The 21,376-nt window shown below is 42.4% G+C and carries 15 protein-coding genes; all 15 read right to left on the bottom strand.

Translation table 11 applies throughout. The annotated features are described in order from the left end of the window. Window positions 1-15 precede the first annotated feature (15 nt). The 15 genes from H140_RS15425 to sdhC all read right to left on the bottom strand — a co-directional run bounded on the left by H140_RS15425 (window position 16) and on the right by sdhC (window position 20,163). On the bottom strand, window positions 16-510 hold the full coding sequence (locus H140_RS15425; RefSeq protein WP_019672370.1) for a ComEA family DNA-binding protein: 495 nt from the start codon (window positions 508-510) through the stop codon (window positions 16-18). Beyond that, window positions 503-1,375, bottom strand: a complete 873-nt coding sequence (gene mazG / locus H140_RS0104005; RefSeq protein ID WP_019672369.1) for a nucleoside triphosphate pyrophosphohydrolase — start codon at window positions 1,373-1,375, stop codon at window positions 503-505. Before mazG ends, H140_RS15425 begins: the two co-directional genes overlap by 8 nt. A 259-nt stretch (window positions 1,376-1,634) precedes the next feature. After that, a complete protein-coding gene (locus H140_RS0104000) occupies window positions 1,635-3,095 on the bottom strand; it encodes a phosphohexomutase domain-containing protein (protein ID WP_019672368.1) in 1,461 nt (486 codons plus the stop codon). Window positions 3,096-3,168: 73 nt separating this feature from the next. Beyond that, on the bottom strand, window positions 3,169-4,587 hold the full coding sequence (locus tag H140_RS0103995) for a UDP-glucose/GDP-mannose dehydrogenase family protein (RefSeq protein ID WP_019672367.1): 1,419 nt from the start codon (window positions 4,585-4,587) through the stop codon (window positions 3,169-3,171). Between the two features lie 101 nt (window positions 4,588-4,688). Then, window positions 4,689-6,353, bottom strand: a complete 1,665-nt coding sequence (pgi, locus tag H140_RS0103990) for a glucose-6-phosphate isomerase (RefSeq protein WP_019672366.1) — start codon at window positions 6,351-6,353, stop codon at window positions 4,689-4,691. Window positions 6,354-6,414: 61 nt separating this feature from the next. Next, complete coding sequence (locus H140_RS0103985) at window positions 6,415-7,290, bottom strand: UTP--glucose-1-phosphate uridylyltransferase (protein WP_019672365.1); 876 nt, start codon at window positions 7,288-7,290, stop codon at window positions 6,415-6,417. Between the two features lie 177 nt (window positions 7,291-7,467). After that, a complete protein-coding gene (gene sucD, locus H140_RS0103980) occupies window positions 7,468-8,343 on the bottom strand; it encodes a succinate--CoA ligase subunit alpha (RefSeq protein ID WP_019672364.1) in 876 nt (291 codons plus the stop codon). A 37-nt stretch (window positions 8,344-8,380) separates the two neighbouring features. Continuing rightward, complete coding sequence (sucC, locus tag H140_RS0103975) at window positions 8,381-9,547, bottom strand: ADP-forming succinate--CoA ligase subunit beta (protein WP_019672363.1); 1,167 nt, start codon at window positions 9,545-9,547, stop codon at window positions 8,381-8,383. Between the two features lie 206 nt (window positions 9,548-9,753). Next, complete coding sequence (gene lpdA / locus H140_RS0103970; protein ID WP_019672362.1) at window positions 9,754-11,211, bottom strand: dihydrolipoyl dehydrogenase; 1,458 nt, start codon at window positions 11,209-11,211, stop codon at window positions 9,754-9,756. Between the two features lie 156 nt (window positions 11,212-11,367). Further along, a complete protein-coding gene (odhB, locus tag H140_RS0103965; protein WP_019672361.1) occupies window positions 11,368-12,588 on the bottom strand; it encodes a 2-oxoglutarate dehydrogenase complex dihydrolipoyllysine-residue succinyltransferase in 1,221 nt (406 codons plus the stop codon). A 363-nt stretch (window positions 12,589-12,951) separates the two neighbouring features. Beyond that, a complete protein-coding gene (locus tag H140_RS0103960) occupies window positions 12,952-15,840 on the bottom strand; it encodes a 2-oxoglutarate dehydrogenase E1 component (RefSeq protein ID WP_019672360.1) in 2,889 nt (962 codons plus the stop codon). A gap of 514 nt (window positions 15,841-16,354) precedes the next feature. Beyond that, window positions 16,355-17,065 carry a succinate dehydrogenase iron-sulfur subunit gene (locus H140_RS0103955; RefSeq protein ID WP_019672359.1) on the bottom strand — a complete coding sequence of 237 codons (711 nt, stop codon included), beginning with the start codon at window positions 17,063-17,065 and terminating at the stop codon, window positions 16,355-16,357. A gap of 144 nt (window positions 17,066-17,209) precedes the next feature. Continuing rightward, the gene (gene sdhA, locus H140_RS0103950) at window positions 17,210-19,060 is read right to left on the bottom strand and encodes a succinate dehydrogenase flavoprotein subunit (protein ID WP_019672358.1); all 1,851 of its coding nucleotides are present in this window, start codon (window positions 19,058-19,060) and stop codon (window positions 17,210-17,212) included. A 354-nt stretch (window positions 19,061-19,414) separates the two neighbouring features. Continuing rightward, entirely contained in the window at window positions 19,415-19,768 is a 354-nt protein-coding gene (gene sdhD, locus H140_RS0103945) for a succinate dehydrogenase, hydrophobic membrane anchor protein (protein WP_201546932.1), read from the bottom strand. A 17-nt stretch (window positions 19,769-19,785) separates the two neighbouring features. Continuing rightward, on the bottom strand, window positions 19,786-20,163 hold the full coding sequence (gene sdhC, locus H140_RS0103940; RefSeq protein ID WP_019672356.1) for a succinate dehydrogenase, cytochrome b556 subunit: 378 nt from the start codon (window positions 20,161-20,163) through the stop codon (window positions 19,786-19,788). Window positions 20,164-21,376: the final 1,213 nt, after the last annotated feature.

Here is a 21,376-nt window from a genome sequence, read left to right as displayed (position 1 = left end):
TTAAGTGACAAACCGCTACTGCACTATCATTCTATCGCGATTATTTGCGACCGTCTGAGCGCCGATGCCTTTCACTTTTGCCAAATCATCTACCGATGTAAATAGCCCAAACGTCTCTCGATACAAAATAATCTGCTGCGCTTTTTGACTGCCAATACCGCTCAATTGGGTTAACTCTGCCTCACCAGCTTGATTGATATTAATGATTGTATTGTGCTTAGCCTGATCGGCTTGCAGACGTTGTTGCTGCTGTTGCGCTATTAAGTAAGCATACGCCTGCTTAGGATCTGCAAAGCATTGCTCGGCTTGGACTTGAAGGTTGTTTTTGGCTTGAGCATGGGAATTAACCATTGCCACAAACAGCAGTATCCAGAGCATAAATAATACAAAAAGCCCTCTGCTAATAATAACAGGCGAAAAACGCTTACTGATAACACCTGTTGATTGGCCGTTTGCTTTGACACCTTCTTTTATGCTGTCTTTAACATCATCCTGCCAGCGCTTATTCATGCTGCTTGGCCTGCTCCCACAGCGCATCCATCTGTTGTAAGCTACTGGTTTCTGGGGTTTGACCCTGCTTAGCCAACTCCTGCTCGATATAAGCAAAGCGGGAGCGGAATTTGTGAGTGCAAGTCAAGGTGGCCGCTTCGGCATCCAATTTCAGCTTGCGGGCGACATTAACCAGACCAAACACACAGTCACCCAGCTCTTTTTCTAGCGCTGCTTTTTGAGCCGCATCTGCTTTTTCACCGGCTTTGGGTATGATTTGTTTTAGCTCGGCAATCTCTTCTTCAAGCTTGGCAATCGCCCCATCCACGCCATCCCAGTCAAAGCCTAATTTGCTGGCAGCTTGTTGCAAACTTTGCGCTTGCATCAGCGCACTGCCCGCTTTGACTGAATCTAAACTGCGTTTGGGCTTACCACGGCGCTCTCGCTCGGCATTTTCTAACGCTTTGATCTCATCCCAGCGTTGTTTGACCGCCTCATCATCGGGCAATTTGTCTGCTTCAAACACATGCGGATGGCGACGAATCAGCTTACTTTGCAAAGTGTAAATCACATCTGATAAATCAAACTGATGCTGCTCGGCATACAGCTGACAATGGAAAATGACTTGCAATAAGACATCACCAAGCTCGCCTTTGATGTCTTCTATATCGCCTTCTTGCACTGCTTCTGCCAGCTCATACGCCTCTTCTATGGCATAAGGAATAAGACTATGATTGGTCTGTTTTTTGTCCCAAGGACAGTCTGCTCTCAGGCGTGCCATCAATGCCAATAAGTCATCCAGCTCACCAGTAGCTGTTGGCGTGCCTGCGACTGGCTGCGGCGGCTGTGGCTGTTGGCTTGATTGAATCTCTGAATTAGATTGCATGACTGACCTCTTATTTACATTTAGCACTTAGCTTGTGTTTAGAACCTAATTTGAGCTAACTGCTGCATTTGGTTAATTCGTTAATTCGAATATAGGGCTTACGCAAAAATACGGTTTCAAGGCTTTAAAAGTGACTGCTAATTATTTATGGAGCGTCTGGCTCTACCTTCAGAGGATACATAAATGATTACCAGTTGCCATAATATCTACTCGTGCGTCAGTCCTAAAATAGAAGCTTTTGGATTCCACCTTTACTAACTTAAGCCAACTGTGCGCCTTGCTCTGCCAACCATTGTTTAATCAGCGCCGTTTTTTGTGCCAATAACTGCGCATCGGCTTTGGTCTCAATATTTAATCGAATTAAAGGTTCTGTATTTGACGCTCGGATATTAAAGCGCCAATCACCAAAATCAAGGCTTAACCCATCTAAAGTATTTTTAACCGGACTTTCTGCCGCAAAGTGGCTTTCAATGGCACTCAAAATTTCATCACTGCTGGCCTTAGTCAATTTAAAGTTAATCTCGCCTGAGCTTGGATAAGCCGCAATACGCTCATTCACCAGCTCACCCAAAGATTTACCTGTGGTCGATAACAACTCAATGGTCAATAGCCAAGGAATCATGCCGCTGTCACAATAAAAGAAGTCACGGAAATAATGGTGCGCACTCATCTCACCGCCATAAATTGCGCCCGACTCACGCATCACCTGCTTAATAAACGAATGCCCTGACTTACTGATGGCTGCCTTACCGCCCCCTTCAGCAATAATGGCTTCGGTGTTATACAACACTCTAGGATCATACACGATGGTGGCACCAGAGTGCTTTTGCAAAAAAGCCTGCGCCAACATGCCGACCACATAACTACCTTCCACAAACTCGCCTTTGGCATCAAACAAGAAACAGCGGTCAAAGTCACCATCAAAGGCAATGCCCAGGTCTGCTTGATTGTCTAATACCGCCTGTTTGGTAGAGTCACGATTGGCCAAAATCATGGGGTTGGGAATACCATTCGGGAAGCTGCCATCAGGCGTGTGATGTACTTTGATTATCTCAATTGGCGCTTGCGCTTGCTGTAAGCGCTGCTCTAGCAAATCAACCACAGGACCGGCGCTGCCATTGCCTGAGTTAATCACAATTTTTAATGGCACAAGCTTATCGGTATCAATAAAGCTCATTAAATGATCGATATAAGCGATTTTATCTAACAGCTGTTGTACTTGCCCGACTTGGGTGACCGGTTGAAAGTCACCTTGCTCCGCAACTTGTTGGATTTGCGCAAGACCGCTATCAGCACTAATTGGACGAGAGCCTTCACGTACTAGCTTTAAACCATTGTAATTAATCGGATTATGGCTGGCTGTGACTTCAATACCGCCCAACGCATGATAATGACTGGTCGCAAAATACACCTCTTCGGTGCCTGTCATGCCCAAATCTATCACATCCACGCCAGCATCCACGATACCACGAATGGTCGCCTGCTTTAAGCTGTCGCTAGAGTCTCGGATATCACAGCCTATCACGATGCAACGACGCAATGGGGTGTCACTGTCAGAGCTTTTGTCTTCGTTACTGCTAGTATTGCCCAATATTTGCGCAAAGGCTCGGCCAATACGGTAAGCAATGTCTTCATCTAGGTTAACCCCCAGCTCGCCACGGATATCATAGGCTTTAAACGAGGTAATGCTTTTGTGTGGAAACGCTAAAGAAGTGGTCATAATAGGCTCAACTGTTATTCGGCTATGTTGTTTAAAAAAACATAAAAACTTGAATTAAGAAAGATGGATGACTTTAGTTACGACGACCAATGCCCTGATACTCACCTTGCAGAGACTGAACTTGCGCATTGCTAAAGGCATTTTGTGCATCAAATACAGGCACAACCACCTCATTAATGGCACCAATCGGTAAGCGCTTGGTCTCCGGCCATGACAGCACAAACAACGCATCACTGTCCGCTAATGTCGCAGTTGCTTGATCAATAAACTGCAATAAGGGCTGTTCAGGATACAAGCTAGCCAGTTCAGACTCTGCCTCTAAGGCATAGACATAAGTGGTAATATCATAGGACCAAAGCAGACGCAATAATGGATGAATGGCTGCCGATGAAGTACGCCCAGAGCCTGACTTATAGCTGGCACCCCAAATGGTGACCTGTTTTTGTTCAATCGCCCCATCGAAATACTGCCAAAACTTACGGAAAATCAGCTCTTTTTGATCATCATTAATCACATTTACTGCCTGCATCAGGCGATGCTCTACTTGAGTATGCTCTAAAGTCTGTTGCAATGCTTTAATTTCGGCAGGTAAGGTTTGTCCGCCAAAACCCCAGCCCGCTTTTAGGTAACTACTACCAATACGGCTATCAAGCCCCATAATGTCAGCCACCTCTAAGATATCGACACCCTGTTGATCAGCCAATCGTGACCATTCATTCATAAAACTAACCCGAGTAGCCAGCATACTCATGATGGCACTGCGAGCAAACTCAATAGTCGCAATATCACTAATATAGCTATCCTGTGCTTGAGCTATTAGAGGTTGTAGTAGGGCGACTTTATCAACTGAATCCGCTGTTTTTTCACCCATCAACCACAGCTTAGGTGACAGCATTGAAGGATAAGCACGCCCATCTTGTAAAAATACAAAAGGCACATAATACACCCAAGGACGGCGGCACTGGTTAGCAATATCGGCAAATACTCCTAAAGTACTAATGCCACTTAAAATAATGGGTGTTTGAGTCGCTATCTGACTGTCATTTAGCGCACTCACCCAAGGCTGAGTACCAGCTTGCGTCACCACATCTGCCTGGCACCAAGACGTGGGGAAGTCACTATAAAATAGCCAATACAAGCTGGGCTGGCACTGCTGTTGACTGGCTGCGCTAACGTGATTATTTGCTTGAAATTTTTTGTTATCCATCTGAGAAAATAGATCACCAGCCTCTGCTGGCATCGGCAATACTTTCAGGTTATCTTGACTAAGATACAGTTGCCATAGGGCTTGTTGCTGATGCTCAAAGCTATAATTTTCTAAAGTGTGTTGTAACTGCTTGGTATCGGCATATAAATACACTGAGTTACCAAGACTGACCATCACCGTCGCTGTGGTAATGGCGTCGATAGAATGGCCGACAATCACGCAAGGTTCTTTGCTGGCAAGTCGTTGGGCTGGGTTATTATCTGATACGGAAGCTGATGTCGCCATGAGGGACTCATCCTTTTTTTGTATTAGGTGATTAATTTGTATTAAGTGATTAATGATTGAGCAATTGCTTATTCGGCGATTTAGGACGTGTCCCTAATAACTTAGGTATCTAACTGCTGATTAATATGATCCAGTAGCGCTTGTGTTGAGCCATCAAATTTTGCATCTGAACCATCGTCTTGCTGATGATTAGGTTGCTGACAGTGAATATGCGCAAATACCTCATTCGCTACCTGTTTGCCCATCTCCACTCCCCACTGATCAAAAGGATTGATGTCCCAAATACTAGCCATCACAAATACCTTATGCTCATACAAAGCGATTAACGCACCAAAGCTGGTCGGTGTCAGCTCATCTAACAACAAGGTTGTTGACGGTTGATTGCCACGATAACGTTTGAATTTATCAAGCCTAGATACAGGCTGGTCTGGACTGGCAACGACCGCATCATTGCCAAAGGCCAGCACTCGACTTTGTGCCAAGCAGTTGGCCAAGGATAGTGCATGCTGATGCTTAAACTCGCCTGCATCACTAGTGTCATAATAATGGACACAGGCAATAAAGTCACAAGAGACCTTTTGCGTCCCTTGATGCAACAACTGATAAAAAGCGTGCTGGGCATTTGAGCCAATCTCACCCCACAAAATTGGACAGGTCGAATATGTGACAGGCTCCCCAGTATGGGTTACCGATTTACCATTACTCTCCATCTCTAACTGCGTTAAGTAACTGGGCAAATACTTTAAACGTCCATCGTAAGGCAACACCGTATGCGCATTAATGCCCAAAAACGTACTGTTCCATACACCAATTAAGCCCAATAATACGGGTAAATTAGTCTCAAAATCTGTGTTTACAAAATGCTCATCCATCGCATGTGCGCCTGCCAGCATGTCATAAAATCGAGCCATGCCTATACGAATTGCTACTGCCAGACCAATCGATGACCACATTGAAAAGCGACCGCCCACCCAGTCCCACAGTTGCAATAGGTGCGCCTCATCAATACCCCATGCCAATGCCCGCTCTGGATTGGCAGATACCCCAATAAAATGACGGCGCAACAAACTAGGCAAACTTGCTCCTGTGGTTAATAACCACGCTCTGGCAGTTTGAGCATTAGATAGCGTATCAACCGTACCAAATGATTTGGATGACACGATAAACAAAGTGGTTTCTGGGTTTAACCGCTCCAACAAGCTCCCCAACTGAGTGCCATCCATGTTTGATACAAAGTGCACATTAATATCACTGTCTGCCCACTCATCTAGCGCTGTACTGGCCATCACTGGACCTAAATCAGACCCACCAACCCCAATATTCACTACGTCAGTTATGGCTTTGCCCGAATATCCACGCCAAATCCCCTGACGAATACGCGCCACCAAATCAGCTGCTTTCGCTAAGCTGGCCTGTACGGCACTGACCACATCTTCACCATCGACCACCAACTGAGACGTTGCTGGTAATCTTAATGCGGTATGCAATGCTGCCCGCTTTTCACTGCTATTTACCTTGTCACCTCGGTATAATGCCTTGATTTTTTGTTGCAGCTGACAAGCCTTAGCCAACGCAAGCAACTCAGATTTTACACGTTTATCTAAGCACTGCTTTGAGTAATCAAAATAAATACCCTGAGCACTGACACTAAAGTTGTGTGCTCTATTGACATCTTGTGCAAATAAGGCAGTTAATGACCAGTCTTGCTGTGCCAGATTTTGTAGATTTTGCCATTGTGAAAGCTGGTTTGGTAAGGGGTTAGACATGACAACGATACTCAGTAAATGACTTCAATGTTAGTAAACTTCGAATATTAACAACCCAACTTTAACGCGCGGCTAATTGCTGTTGCGCAAAATAAATGAACGCCTGCATATAGCTGGTCATATCACCAGCGTCAAAGCTGTCTCCCAACATAGTCGTCACATCCACACCCTGAGTACTGATTAAAGCATCAATGGCATCGGTTAACTGAATCTCACCACCGACCGAAGGCTGAGTCTTTGCCAAATAATCGAAGATACAGGCATCAAATACATAACGACCGACGACTGCCAGATTAGAGGGCGCTTGCGCCAAACTTGGCTTTTCAACAAATCCAGCCACAGCAAAGCTGGCATTCTCATCCCCTGACATTCGCTCTAACTGTTCTGCTTGTTTCAGTTCAGCAATGCCATATTTATGTATATCTTCATCGGCAACAGCACTGACCAAAATTTGAGAATGCTGAGACTCTCTAAACGCTTTTATCATAAAGGCGAGGTTATCTTGTGCCAAATTGGTGGTAAAAGGGTTTAGCACCACATCAGGTAGCAACACGGCAAAAGGATTATCGCCGACAATAGGACGTGCTTGTAATACCGCATGTCCTAAGCCCAAAGGTCTGCCTTGACGTATCATAGACACAGACACATCCACTGGCAGCCAATTTAAGCTGTCTGCCAGCTTATCTTTGCCTTTTGCTCTTAATTGATTGTCCAGCTCAGCATTGACATCAAAATAGTTTTCAATGGCACTCTTTTGCGCATGGCCGACCAGCACAATGTGTTTAATGCCTGCCGCAATGGCCTCTTCCACCACATAATGAATGGCAGGTCGATTGCCAAGTGGCAACAGCTCTTTGGGTACGGACTTAGATAAAGGCAACATGCGGGTGCCAAAGCCAGCGACAGGAATAACAGCATGCGTAACTTGAGTAGTCATAAGTATCCAAATATCATTTTAAAGTGAATCAATAATCTGTTTGTCTGGTTCTGTTTGTATTGTATCAAATTAATCCACTTACATTCTAAACAAAAAAGAGCATCCCCGTAGGAATGCTCTTTTTGCTAAAAACAGCGTCAGTGACAATAAGTACTGACTAAAGTAACGACTGGTAAATTACCAACCAGTGACTTCTTTAACTGTCTCACCAATCTTAGATGGGTCACGTGTATACGCAATACCCGCATCTTCGAATGCTTTGAATTTTTCTTCAGCAGTACCTTTACCACCAGAGATAATTGCACCAGCATGACCCATACGCTTACCTTTAGGCGCAGTAACACCAGCGATGTAACCGATAACTGGCTTGGTTACGTGCTCTTTGATGTAAGCTGCTGCTTCTTCTTCAGCCGTACCACCGATTTCACCGATTAGTACGATGGCTTCAGTTTGTGGATCTTCTTCGAACATTTTCAAGCAATCGATTTGGTTCATACCTGGGATTGGGTCACCGCCAATACCGATACAAGTAGACTGACCGAAGCCTAGTTTAGTAGTCTGAGCTACTGCTTCATAAGTTAATGTACCAGAGCGTGAGATGATGCCCACTTTACCTGGCTGATGGATATGACCTGGCATAATACCGATTTTACATTCGCCTGGAGTGATAACGCCTGGGCAGTTTGGACCAACCATTTTTACATCGCCAGCTTGCTCGATATAGCGTTTTGCTTTTAGCATGTCTAGTGTTGGCACACCTTCAGTGATCACAACGATTAGCTTAACGCCAGCGTCAACCGCTTCAATGATTGAATCTAGAACGAAAGGTGCTGGAACATAAATGACTGATGCATCAGCATTGGTCGCTTCCATCGCCTCGCTCATAGTATTGAATACAGGTAAGCCTAAGTGAGTTTGACCACCTTTACCTGGGGTAACACCACCAACAACTTTTGTACCGTACTCAATCGCTTGCTCTGAATGGAAAGTACCATTTTTACCAGTAAAACCTTGTACCAATACTTTGGTATCTTTATTAATTAATACACTCATTATTTACTCCTAATTATGGTTTCTTATTTTTTTAGGTTTATGCTTTAACAGCGTCAACAATTTTTTGCGCCGCATCAGACAAGCCTTGTGCTGAAATGACCTCAACATCAGACTCATCTAACAGCTTAGCACCCATCTCAGCATTGTTACCTTCTAAGCGAACCACAACTGGTACAGTAACATTGACTTCTTTAACAGCAGCGATAATGGCTTCAGCAATCATGTCACAACGTACAATACCACCGAAGATGTTAATTAGAACACCTTTTACACTGTCATCTTCTAGAATGATTTTGAATGCTTCAACAACACGGTCTTTTGTCGCACCACCACCAACATCTAAGAAGTTAGCTGGCTTGCCACCATATAGCTTAATAATATCCATCGTTGCCATTGCAAGACCGGCACCGTTTACCATACAACCAATGTTACCTTCTAATGCAACGTAGTTTAAGTCAAATTCAGCCGCTTTTAGCTCACGCTCATTTTCTTGTGATGGATCATGTAATTCAGCAATTTTTGGCTGACGGAATAAAGCATTTGAATCCACACCGATTTTGCCGTCAACACAAGCCAATTCGCCATTTTCACGCACTGCTAATGGGTTGATCTCAATCATATCGAAATCATTTTCGATAAAGGCTTGATAAGCACCTGTCATTAGTTTGACGAACTGATTAATTTGCTTACCTTCTAAGCCCAACTTAAAGCCAACTTCACGGGCTTGGAAGGGCATTAAACCTACTAAAGGATCTACGGTGATGCTAAAGATTTTCTCTGGTGTTTCTTCTGCAACTTTCTCAATCTCAACACCACCTTCAGTTGAGGCCATGAAAGTCACACGACGAGTCGCACGGTCAACGACAGCACCTAAATATAGCTCTGTTTGTACTGGGTACATATCTTCTGCAACAAGGACAAAGTTAACTGGCTGACCTTCTGCATCTGTTTGATAAGTAACTAGATTTGTACCGATTAGGCTTTCAGCAATTTCTTTGGCTTCTTCACGAGTTTTAGCAAGCTTAACACCACCTGCTTTACCACGGCCACCAGCATGAACCTGTGCTTTAATTACTGCAACGTCTGTTGGTGTTTTGTCAAAAGCTTCCGCTGCTTCTTCGCCATTGTGAGCGATGATACCTTTTTGGATAGGCAATCCATAGCTTTCTAATAATAGTTTTGCTTGATACTCATGTAAATTCATAAAGTTATCCTTTAGTTTTTTTATTTAACAGGGTAATGCTGACCCCAAACTTGCTCAATGAAGCCTTTTTAGGATCAGCTACTTGTATTAGTAACAGACTTATTTGAATGAAGCCAAGTCTATAACCTTTTTATTAACTCTATTTTTTATTAACTCTATTGCTATTAATGTTACTAACCTAAACATAATTATTCAGCTAATCAGCATTATTTGCGTTTTTTACGCTGAATCGCATGAATTGCACGACCATCAGCAGATAAGGCGGCTTCGTGTACTGCCTCACTGATAGTTGGATGAGCAAAGGTCATTAACTGTAAGTCTTCAATACTAGAGACAAACTCCATTGCAATCATACCTTGGTGCACGATATCGCCTGCACCAGCACAAATTGCGTGCATACCTAACAGACGATCTGTTTTGGCATCGGCAACCACTTTGATTGAGCCTTGACCTTCACTTTGAGCTAACGCACGACCATTAGCCGCTAGGTTGAATGAGCCTGTTTTCACCTCATAACCTTGCTCTTTTGCCGCCTGTTCGGTCAAGCCAACCCAAGCAATTTCTGGATGGGTATAAATAACGTTGATAATCGTATCATAGTTAACCTGTGCTTTTTCACCATGAATACGCTCAACGGCCATCATACCCTCTTCCATTGCTTTGTGCGCAAGCATAGGACCACGTACCAAGTCACCGATAGCATAAACGCCATCTAGATTGGTCTTACACTGATCATTAACATCGACAAGACCACGCTCAGTTAACTCAATACCACAGCCTTCAGCAAGTAGCTTTTCAGAATAAGCACGACGACCCACACACACAATTAGCTTATCAAAGGTTTCTTCACTAGATTCGCCACCTTTTTCGCTGGTGACAACCACTTGACCGTCTTTAATTTCAGTACCAGTTACTTTGGTATCAACGCGAATATCTAGACCTTGCTTTTTAAGCAGTCTGCCCGCTTCTTTAGAAATGTCTTTATCAGCAGCAGCTAAGAACTCAGGTAGTGCTTCATAGATAACCACTTCTGAGCCTAAGCGACGCCATACTGAACCAAGCTCAAGACCGATAACACCAGCACCGATCACACCCAAACGTTTTGGTGCTTCAGTGAAGTCTAGTGCGCCAGTTGAATCTACAATAATACCTTCTTCATTATTAACAGGTGCAACTGGAATATCAATTGGTACAGAGCCCGCTGCTAAAATAACATTTTTAGCAGTAATGGTGGTTTCTGACTCGTCTTCAAGTGAAGTAAATTTAACTTTTTTCTCGTCACCTTTACCGTCAACTAAAGTTCCCCAACCTTGTAACCAGTCAACGCCATTGCCTTTTAACAGCATAGCAACGCCACCAGTTAGTTGCTTCACAATGCCTTCTTTGCGCTCAATCATTTTGGCAACATCGATACTCACATCACCAGTACTAATACCATGCTCACCAAGCTCATGCTTGGTAACTTCATAGCGATGTGATGAGTCTAATAACGCTTTTGATGGGATACATCCAACGTTCAGGCAAGTACCACCAAGAGCAGGCTCGCCTTTATAGACACGCTTCTCAATACAAGCTACGCTCATACCAAGTTGACCAGCACGAATAGCCGCTTCATAACCACCAGGACCACCACCGATCACAACCAAATCATAATTATCTTTCATATTATTTCCTGTTTATTTGTTTTATTAATTCAATCATTAAACATTCATTAAACGTTTTTTTATTTTTAAAATAATTTATTGACTAATCAACGCAAATTAATGAATCTGGAATGAAAAAGCTTGTACCAGATTGTATCCAGTACAAGCCTTTTGAGCTTATAGGTCTAATAAGATTTTTGCTGGATCTTCGATAAGCTCTTTAATCGTTACTAAGAACTGTACCGCGTCTTTACCATCAATCATACGGTGGTCATAAGACAGTGCAAGATACATCATAGGTAGGATTTCAACTTGACCATTCACTGCCATTGGGCGCTCATTGATCGCGTGCATACCTAAGATAGCAGTTTGTGGTGGATTCAAGATTGGTGTTGACATTAATGAACCGAATACACCACCGTTAGTAATGGTGAATGTACCACCTGTCATGTCTTCTAGCGCCAACTTACCGTCACGTGCTTTACCAGCAAACTCACGGATACCCGCTTCAACATCAGCCATGCTCATGCGATCAGTATCGCGTAATACTGGTACCACTAGACCACGGTCTGAAGATACTGCAACGCCTACATCATAGTAGCCATGATAAACAATGTCATCGCCATCGATAGAGGCGTTCACTGCTGGGAAGCGCTTAAGAGCTTCAGTTGCCGCTTTAACGAACATTGACATAAAGCCTAAACGAGTGCCATGACGCTTCTCAAACTCGTCTTTGTATTTAGCACGTAAGTCCATTAATGGCTTCATGTTCACTTCGTTGAAAGTGGTTAACATGGCTGTTTCTTGGGTGGCTGCTAACAGACGGTTTGCAACCGTCTTACGTAGACGTGTCATTGGAACACGCTTTTCAGTGCGCTCACCAACTGACTCAGCAACCGGACGACCGCTGTCTGACTTGATAGAGTTGTCTGCTTTTAAAGTTGGGTTTGCCATGTCTTGCTTAGTCACACGACCGCCACGGCCTGTGCCTTCAACTTGTTTTGGATCTACGCCAGACTCTTTAGCTGCTTTACGTACTGCTGGGCTTTGATCTTTGAAGTTACCTTCGCTATCAGAGCTAGCAGCTGGCTTGCTAGCTTCAGCGGCTGGCGCTTCTTCTGTTGCCTCTTCAGCACTGTCGTCTGCGCCAGTAGTGCCTGTTGCACCAGCTTCAAACTCAGCAATCACCTCTTCTGACAGTACAGTATCATCTACTTGCTTAACTATTTTAGTAACCACACCATCATCTGGGGCAACAACTTCTAATACCACTTTATCGGTCTCAATTTCAGCAAGAACATCATCACGATTCACTTGCTGACCTTCGCTTACGTGCCACTCAACAAGGGTACCATCAGCAATTGATTCTGGAAATACGGGGACTTTAATCTCTGACATGGGAACTGCTCCTGTTATGTATATTAATATTATTAATTAATGACTTATGGATAATTGATAACTTTATAAGGTTATGACAAAAAGATAAGCGCATTATTTATGTTATGTGTTATGTATTGGTGAATAAAAATGACAGATTAATAATCTACTTTTTTATTTATTTACTTGTTTAATTATTTAACTTACTTAATAGCTTGTGCTGAAAGTTATTTAATCACTTGTATTTAATAACTTGTATTTAACGTTGATAAACAGTTTGAGTAAAAGTATTGTTTGATCAAAATACAGTTTAGCCAAAATACTGTGTATCTCGCTTTATCCATATAAAGGTCTAAGTGGCGGACCACTTAGACCTTGTTTGCCTTATTTTAGCTGATCTACATCAACACCTAGACCACCAGCAACCAATTGTTTTTGCTCCCTGGCGTGGATAGATGCAAGACCTGTTGCTGGTGCTGCAGAGGCTTCACGCGCTACTGGTTCAACGATATGTGCTTGTGTGACACGTGGCTGACCATCTGGCTGTGGGCCAAAAATGCGGTACATATGTGGTGCTAAATAGTACCATGCGCCTTGGTTTAGTGGCTCTTCTTGGCACCAAACAATTTCTTTAAGGTTGGCATATTTTTGTACTTCTTTGATCATTCTTTCTTCTGGTAGTGGGTAAAGTTGTTCAATACGTACAATAGCCACATGATCTAATCCAAGCTCACGACGCTGCTCAAGTAAGTCATAATAGACCTTACCACCACACATAATCATGCGAGTGACCTTGTCGTTGTCTAGCTTATCGATTTCAGGCAATACTGTTTCAAACTTACCATTGGCCAGCTCTTCAAGCTCAGAAGTTGCTAGTTTATGACGCAACAAACTCTTCGGTGACATAACAACCAAAGGTACACGACTTGGGCGAATTGCCTGACGACGTAAGACGTGGAAGATTTGCGCTGGGGTAGTTGGTGTGATTACTTGCATATTATCTTCAGCACATAGCTGTAAGAAGCGCTCTAAACGTGCTGATGAATGCTCAGGACCTTGACCTTCAAAGCCATGTGGTAACAACATGGTTAAGCCACACACACGCTGCCACTTGGTTTCACCACTTGAGATAAATTGGTCAATAACTACCTGCGCACCGTTGGCAAAGTCACCAAACTGCGCTTCCCATATGATCAATGCTTTAGGCACTGTGGTGGAATAACCATATTCAAATGCCAGTACCGCTTCTTCTGATAACAAGGAGTTATAGATAGCAAAACGTGCTTGTGTCTCGTTAAGGTTGGCTAGTGGCACATACATCTCACCATTTTCGGTATTGTAAATCTCAGCATGGCGATGCGAGAAAGTACCACGACCTACGTCTTCCCCTGTGATACGTACTAGGTAACCTTCATCAACCAAAGATGCATAAGCAAGTGTTTCAGCAGCACCCCAGTTTAATGCCTCTTCGCCCGTTTGCATCGCTAGGCGTTGCTCAACCACACGCTTAACTTGGCGTTGTAGCTTATAGCCTTCTGGCATTTCTGCCATACGACGACCATATTCTTTTAGCTTTTCAATATTAACACTGGTATCCCAGTCATCTTCTAAATCGTGACCTAAGTATGGACTCCAGTCAACATATAGCTCTTCGTTTGGATCACGTACTAAAGAGTTCGCCACATATTCGTGATTGTCTAAAGCTTCACGGTATTCATCATCTAGCTTCTTATCATCACCTTCTTTAATCACACCTTCTGCAAGTAGCTTTTGGGCGTATAAAGTACGTGTCGTTGGTTGCTTTTTGATTACTGCATACATAAGTGGCTGTGTTGCAGAAGGCTCATCTGCCTCGTTATGCCCATTACGGCGATAACAGAACAAATCAATCACAATATCTTTATGGAACTTATGACGGTAGTCTAACGCCATTTGCGCTGCGAATACTACTGCTTCAGGATCATCACCGTTTACGTGAATAATCGGGGCATGTACCATTTTAGCAATGTCAGTACAGTATTCAGTTGAGCGGGCATCTTCTTTGCGGCTGGTAGTAAAACCTACTTGGTTATTAATGACAATATGTACCGTACCACCTGTGCCATACGCACGAGTCTGTGACATTTGGAAAGTTTCTTGTACCACACCTTGCGCAGCAATAGCGGCATCTCCATGTACTACCAGTGGTAACACTAGGTTGCCATTAGTATCATTACGGCGGACTTGACGGGCGCGTACTGAGCCTTCTAATACCGGTGAAACAATTTCTAGATGAGATGGGTTAAAGGCCAATGCCAAATGCGCCTCACCACCTGGTGTCATCACGTTAGAAGAATAACCATTGTGATATTTTACGTCACCAGATCCTTTCTCAGGAATTTTCTTACCATCGAACTCATCGAACAAGTCTTCTGGGTTTTTACCTAAGATATTGACCAATAGGTTGAGACGTCCACGGTGGGCCATACCTATGACCATCTCTTTGGTACCATAACTACCCGCACGTTGAATGATTTCATGCACTGCAGGAATAAAGCTCTCGCCACCTTCTAAACCAAAACGCTTCACCCCAGTATATTTACGGGCTAAGTATTTTTCTAAGCCTTCGGCTGCAGTTAAGCGCTCTAAAATAGATTTACGCTTTTCATTATCAAACTTGATATAACCTAAGTTGCTTTCCATGTACTTTTCAAACCAGCGTTTTTCGGTGCTGGTTGTAACATGCATATATTCCAAGCCTATGTGCTGGCAGTACACGCGTTCTGCAATTTCAATAATTTCACGTAGTGTCGCTTCTGATTTACCAATATTAAAGTCACTGGTAGGGAAGATTGTATCAAGATCTGCTTCTGATAAGCCATGATACTCAAGGGCTAAATCTTCGACCTCATCACGAACTTGTAAGTTTAAAGGGTCTAGCTGTGCGCGGCGGTGACCACGACGACGGTAGGCAGAAATTAACTTCTGCACGCCCATTTGACGGGGATCTACGCAATGCATGTCACCCGTTGCTGAGCTTCCGACAGCCCCTGTTACTTGTGCTGGTATCTTGTTCGCTGTTTGATTGCGAGCCAATAGCAAGAATTGATCTTGAATGGCATGATGCAAAGCGTCATTACCAGTTTCAAATTTTTTAAAATAGGCTTGCCAGTCAGCATCTACACTATCTGGATCTTGTAGATATTGCTCATAAAGAGACTCGATATAGCTTGCGTTGTCCCCTGCAAGCTCAGTAGCATCAGCTTTTAAGTCATTACTAGTCATAGTATTCATAGTCTTTTCTTGTTTACATTAAGGTTTAATTAAAATAAAAACACAGGCATTTATGCAGTTGCTATTTCAATAGATGAATTCATCTATATACCAAATTAAAAATATGTCAAATTAAAAATATGTCAAATTAAAATTATTTCAAGCCTAAAGCCGTCAAAATATGGTTAATTGTGTTATTTAACTTATTATTTACACTTTTATTGCCTATTAATTTTATTGCCTATTAATAAGTTGAGCGTGGGATTCTTGTTCTAAGTAAGTATGCTCTTTTTCAATGTAATTATTATACATGCTGTATTTATCACAGCAATTTGGGCATACAGTTGCACACTGAGTATAAGAGTATCATGTAACCTTCTTCTTTAGCGTTTGTTTGCTCAATAGTAACTATTTATAAGCTAAATATTCGTCATTTGTACTGTGACAATTTTAACAAAAAAAGACCCCTATCAACAAATAGAGGTCTGTGGTATTCACGTAAAGTATTGCAAATTTGTAACCTAAGCGTATCAGCTTAACCGGCTTGCTCTAATAGCAGACCGCGTAAATGACCAATAGCACGTGTTGGGTTCAACCCTTTTGGACAAACAGCGACACAGTTCATAATACCACGACAGCGGAACAGGCTAAATGGATCATCTAAGCGAGCTAAGCGTGCACGGGTATCGGTATCACGGCTATCAGCTACGAAACGATAGGCGTTTAATAGTGCTGAAGGGCCCAAGAATTTTTCTGGATTCCACCAGAACGACGGGCAACTGGTTGAACAACAAGCACATAAGATACATTCATATAGACCGTTTAGCTTTTCACGTTGTTCTGGTGATTGCAAACGCTCAGTTGGTGGTGCTGGCTGATCATTAATTAAAAAAGGATGTACCTTTTCATACTGCTCATAAAACTGATTCATATCGACCACAAGGTCACGTACAACTGGCAAGCCAGGTAGTGGACGAATGGTAATTTTCTCTGGCAGGGTATTCATATTAATCAAGCATGCCAAACCGTTTTTACCATTGATATTAACCCCATCAGAGCCACAGATGCCTTCACGGCAAGAGCGTCTGAAGGTAATGGTTTCATCTTGTTTTTTCAAACGTAGTAAAACGTCAAGCAACATACGATCTGAGTCTAAAAGCTCAATCGTATAAGTCTGCATGTAAGGCGCTGCGTCTTTATCTGGATCGTAGCGGTATATCTCAATGGTGCGAGTACCTCGGCTCATAGTGCTAACTCCACACGGTGTAACGCTGTTTTTGCATCACGTGTTGTCGGTGTAAAACAGCGTTACTAATTTAAAATTAAATAAGTTTAAAATTAAATAAGTTTAAAATTAAATAAGACTTATTGTTATAAAATAACAAACTTATTAGTAAACACGTACTTTAGGCTCTACGTAATCAACAGTCAGTGGTACTTTACGAACTGGCTTATAAATGATCTTATTGCCTTCAGAGTACCAGATAGTGTGCTTCATCCACTCATCATCATTACGACCATTTGGTGCGACTGGATCATCTTCAGGACGATCATAGTCTAATACAGTATGCGCACCACGGCATTCGTGACGATGTGCAGCTGATATCATAGTTGCCTTGGCGACTTCATAAAGGTTAGCAACTTCTAAGGCTTCAATACGAGCTGTATTAAAGACTTGTGACTTGTCGTCTAAATGAATATTGTCAACTTTTTCTTGCAGTGCCAATAACTTCTCAACACCTTCATCCATCAATGCTTGCGTACGGAATACACTGGCGTGTGATTGCATAACTCTGCGAATCTCATCGGCAACGTCTTGCGCATTGTAGCCTTCAGTTGAATTTTGTAGCTTATTCAAGCGACCCATAGTGAAGTCTAATACACGAGGGTTCATTGGATGATAATTGTGATCTGAGCTGCTGAAGTTATCAATGATGTGCTTACCTGCTGCACGACCAAACACAACCAAGTCAAGTAATGAGTTAGTACCCAAACGGTTGGCACCGTGGACACTCACACAAGCACACTCACCAATGGCATATAAGCCTTTAACGATTTTAGAATCGGTATAAAGACCGTGATCATCAACATTACCTTCTAGGTCAGGTACAATAACCTGACCATGCATGGTTGTTGGAATACCACCCATCATATAGTGAATGGTTGGGATAACTGGAATTGGCTCTTTGGTGATATCAACGTTGGCAAAGTTTTTACCAATTTCAAATACCGATGGTAAGCGCTTCATAATGGTATCCACACCTAAGTGGGTCATATCCATTACGATGTGGTCTTTGTTTGGACCACAACCACGGCCTTCTTTAATCTCTTGGTCCATTGAGCGTGATACTAGATCACGTGGTGCTAAGTCTTTAACGGTTGGTGCATAGCGCTCCATGAAGGCTTCACCGTCTTTGTTACGTAAGATAGCACCTTCACCACGACAACCTTCAGTTAATAGCACACCTGCACCGAATACACCAGTCGGGTGGAACTGCCAGAACTCCATATCTTGTAATGGGATACCAGCACGAACTGCCATACCTAGGCCATCACCTGTGTTGATATAGGCGTTAGTTGAGGCGGCAAAAATACGACCTGCACCACCAGTTGCTAAAATAGTATTGGCCGCTTGGAATACTGCAACCGTACCTGTTTCTTGCTCGATAGCAATCACACCGTTGATATCGCCTTTTTCATCTTTGATAAGGTCTAATGCAATCCACTCGATGAAAAATTCAGTCCCTTTTTCAAGGTTCTTTTGATACAAGGTGTGTAATAAAGCATGTCCAGTACGGTCAGCAGCTGCACAAGCACGTTGTACCGCTTTTTCACCATAGTTTGAGGTGTGGCCACCAAATGGACGCTGATAAATGGTACCGTCTGGGTTTCTGTCAAACGGCATACCCATGTGCTCAAGCTCATACACCACTTTTGGTGCTTCACGGCACATAAATTCGATAGCGTCTTGGTCACCCAACCAGTCTGACCCTTTAACAGTGTCATAAAAGTGGAAATGCCAGTTATCGTCACTCATGTTACCTAGGCTTGCACCAATACCACCTTGCGCTGCCACTGTGTGCGAGCGCGTTGGGAATACTTTGGTAATGACAGCTACTTTCATGCCGCCTTCTGCCAATTGCAGAGCCGCACGCATACCTGAGCCGCCACCGCCAACGATAACAGAGTCGTAATTTAGGGTTTTGATATTGCTGATTGTATTGTCTTGTCTAGTTGCCATTACGTTTTCCTAATGAATACGTTAGTCGTCATATTAGCTGGCGATGGGCTATAAAATATCTTGTTCATTTTTTATTTTATAGCGTTACATTACCAGATAGGCCCACTTAAATCTAAAGTAGTTTTAGGTCATCAATTGATTCAACATTGCTTCGAGACGCTCTATCTTGCTTTTGTCACTTTTGCTTGGCTTCAATCTAACGCATGGTTCAATCTATTACGTCAGTCGTCAGATCAGCTGTTGTTTCAGGCTAGCTATGGTTACTTCAGGCTAGCTATAAATAGATAGATTACTCAAAGTATTAACCTTTATACAAGAAGACGTTTAAGAGACTCTCTCAAACGCATTCGTCAACTACATGATACCGCGGCCCCAAAAAATCATGACGCCCCAAAATAGGTATACCAAAATTGCGATGATCATAGCAGCTTGTAGTACGATACGCAGACCAGTAGATTTAATATAGTCGGTGAATACCGTCCACATCCCAACCCATGCGTGTACTGCTAAGGCAACAATTGCCAATAAGCTTAATAAACGCATCGGCATACTCATGATGAACATCACCCATTGCTCATAGCTAACACTGCCATTGAACAAGAAGAATGCCACCATCACTACGGCATACACGGCTAATACCACAGCGCTGATACGCTGCATTATCCAATCGCGCGATCCTGAGCCGGTTAGGCCTGTCGCAGCTTTAATTCCTGAATCATTTTTCATTAGAACATCACCCATATAAATGATAGCACTATCAATATAGCGGCAATCACAAAGCTCACAATTGACGCTCTTCTACCAGATTGCAAATCTTCGTTATAACCCATATCAGCAAACAGGTGCTTGATACCCATAACGAAATGATATGCCGTTGCTGCAACAAAAATCCAGGCAACAAAGCGGACAGCAATATTATTAAATACAGCTGCAAAATGGTGAGGAGAATATAAAGAGGTTTGCAAAAGCCACAACATCACCGGAATTAATACAAATAAAATAATTCCCGAGATACGATGTAAAATCGAAGCTCTGGCCGTTGGTGAACTGTTAACGCTTATCACTTGGCTAAGTGGCAGATTTATCGGTCGGTTGCTTTTCACAGCGGGCGTCCTTTTGCGGTTGACACTCGTGGATAAGTTTTAACGCTCAATTGCTTAGAGTTTGCAGTGCTTATGCCAGTGATGACTTAATGTTAATACCCAGCGAATGTTTAACAGCAACTAGAGTAAAAACATCTTTAAGATCAACAATCGCTCAAGCAAGCTGGTTATTAAGCAGGATACGCGCTTAAAAACGTACACGAGACGGATAAGTTAAGGAGTAGCTAACTGGCTATTTTTTAGCCATACTGTAAAGCTTACAGCATTTTAAATATTATGCTTAATAATATAACAAAATTATATAGATAGCCATAATCAAATTACACGATATCAAATTATGCAATGATATCGATATTGAGCTATTAAATATCTACATTCAAAAGATATCTATAATATTTAAAAGACTTAGAGCATTTGGATGCGATGCTAAAGCTGACACCGCTACCAGACTGGTCTTCATACCTAGGTTTTACAGATCCATCTATTCCTAACAACACAAGACAGAATGCTCAACTATACAGAATAAATCTGGGCAGAATAAATCTGGGAGGCGTTGGCGACTTACTTTACAGCTGTGATATCTTCGTTGCTTAACTTGTTAATTTTCGCTCATTAACTGGTTAAAAAACGATATAACCACCAACTTAAAAACTAAGCCAGCATCTATTAATGTCCTAATTATAGAGTTTGTTGCTATCAATTACAAATAAAATACTCATTTAGAGGTAGTTTGCGCCAAAATTAGATCTAAATAAGCATCAAAAAACAATATTTTTTACATCATTTTTTAAGTGCTTACTAACTGTCGTCCCTTCTATTACTTGATTTGTATAAGCTTTGTATAGGTTTGTCAATTTGTCAAAATTAACAGGCTAGCAGTCACCATATTGACATAAATAACTGTTACAGCTCTCTTACTTACTAAGCCAAAAACGCCAAGCCAATTATGAACTCTATATACAACTAAGCACCTGTTACTGCAATTTGTAGCTACTTGTACTGCCAATTATGAACTCTATATACAACTAAGCACCTGTTACTGCAATTTGTAGCTACTTGTAATAGTTAGACACATTTTAACAAACAGCCTGAAACAGCCCCTATATACATGAAAATCAGACAAATTAATGAATAAGCATTGACTAAAGGGTGAATATTAAGCTATAAATATTTTTCAATTCTAGTTATTAACTGGTAATATACAAATTGTCTA

The sequence above is a fragment of the Psychrobacter lutiphocae DSM 21542 genome (assembly GCF_000382145.1).
Classification (GTDB): domain Bacteria; phylum Pseudomonadota; class Gammaproteobacteria; order Pseudomonadales; family Moraxellaceae; genus Psychrobacter; species Psychrobacter lutiphocae.
The sequence above is the reverse complement of the archived record's forward strand: the minus strand, read 5'-3'. Positions and strand labels throughout refer to the sequence as shown.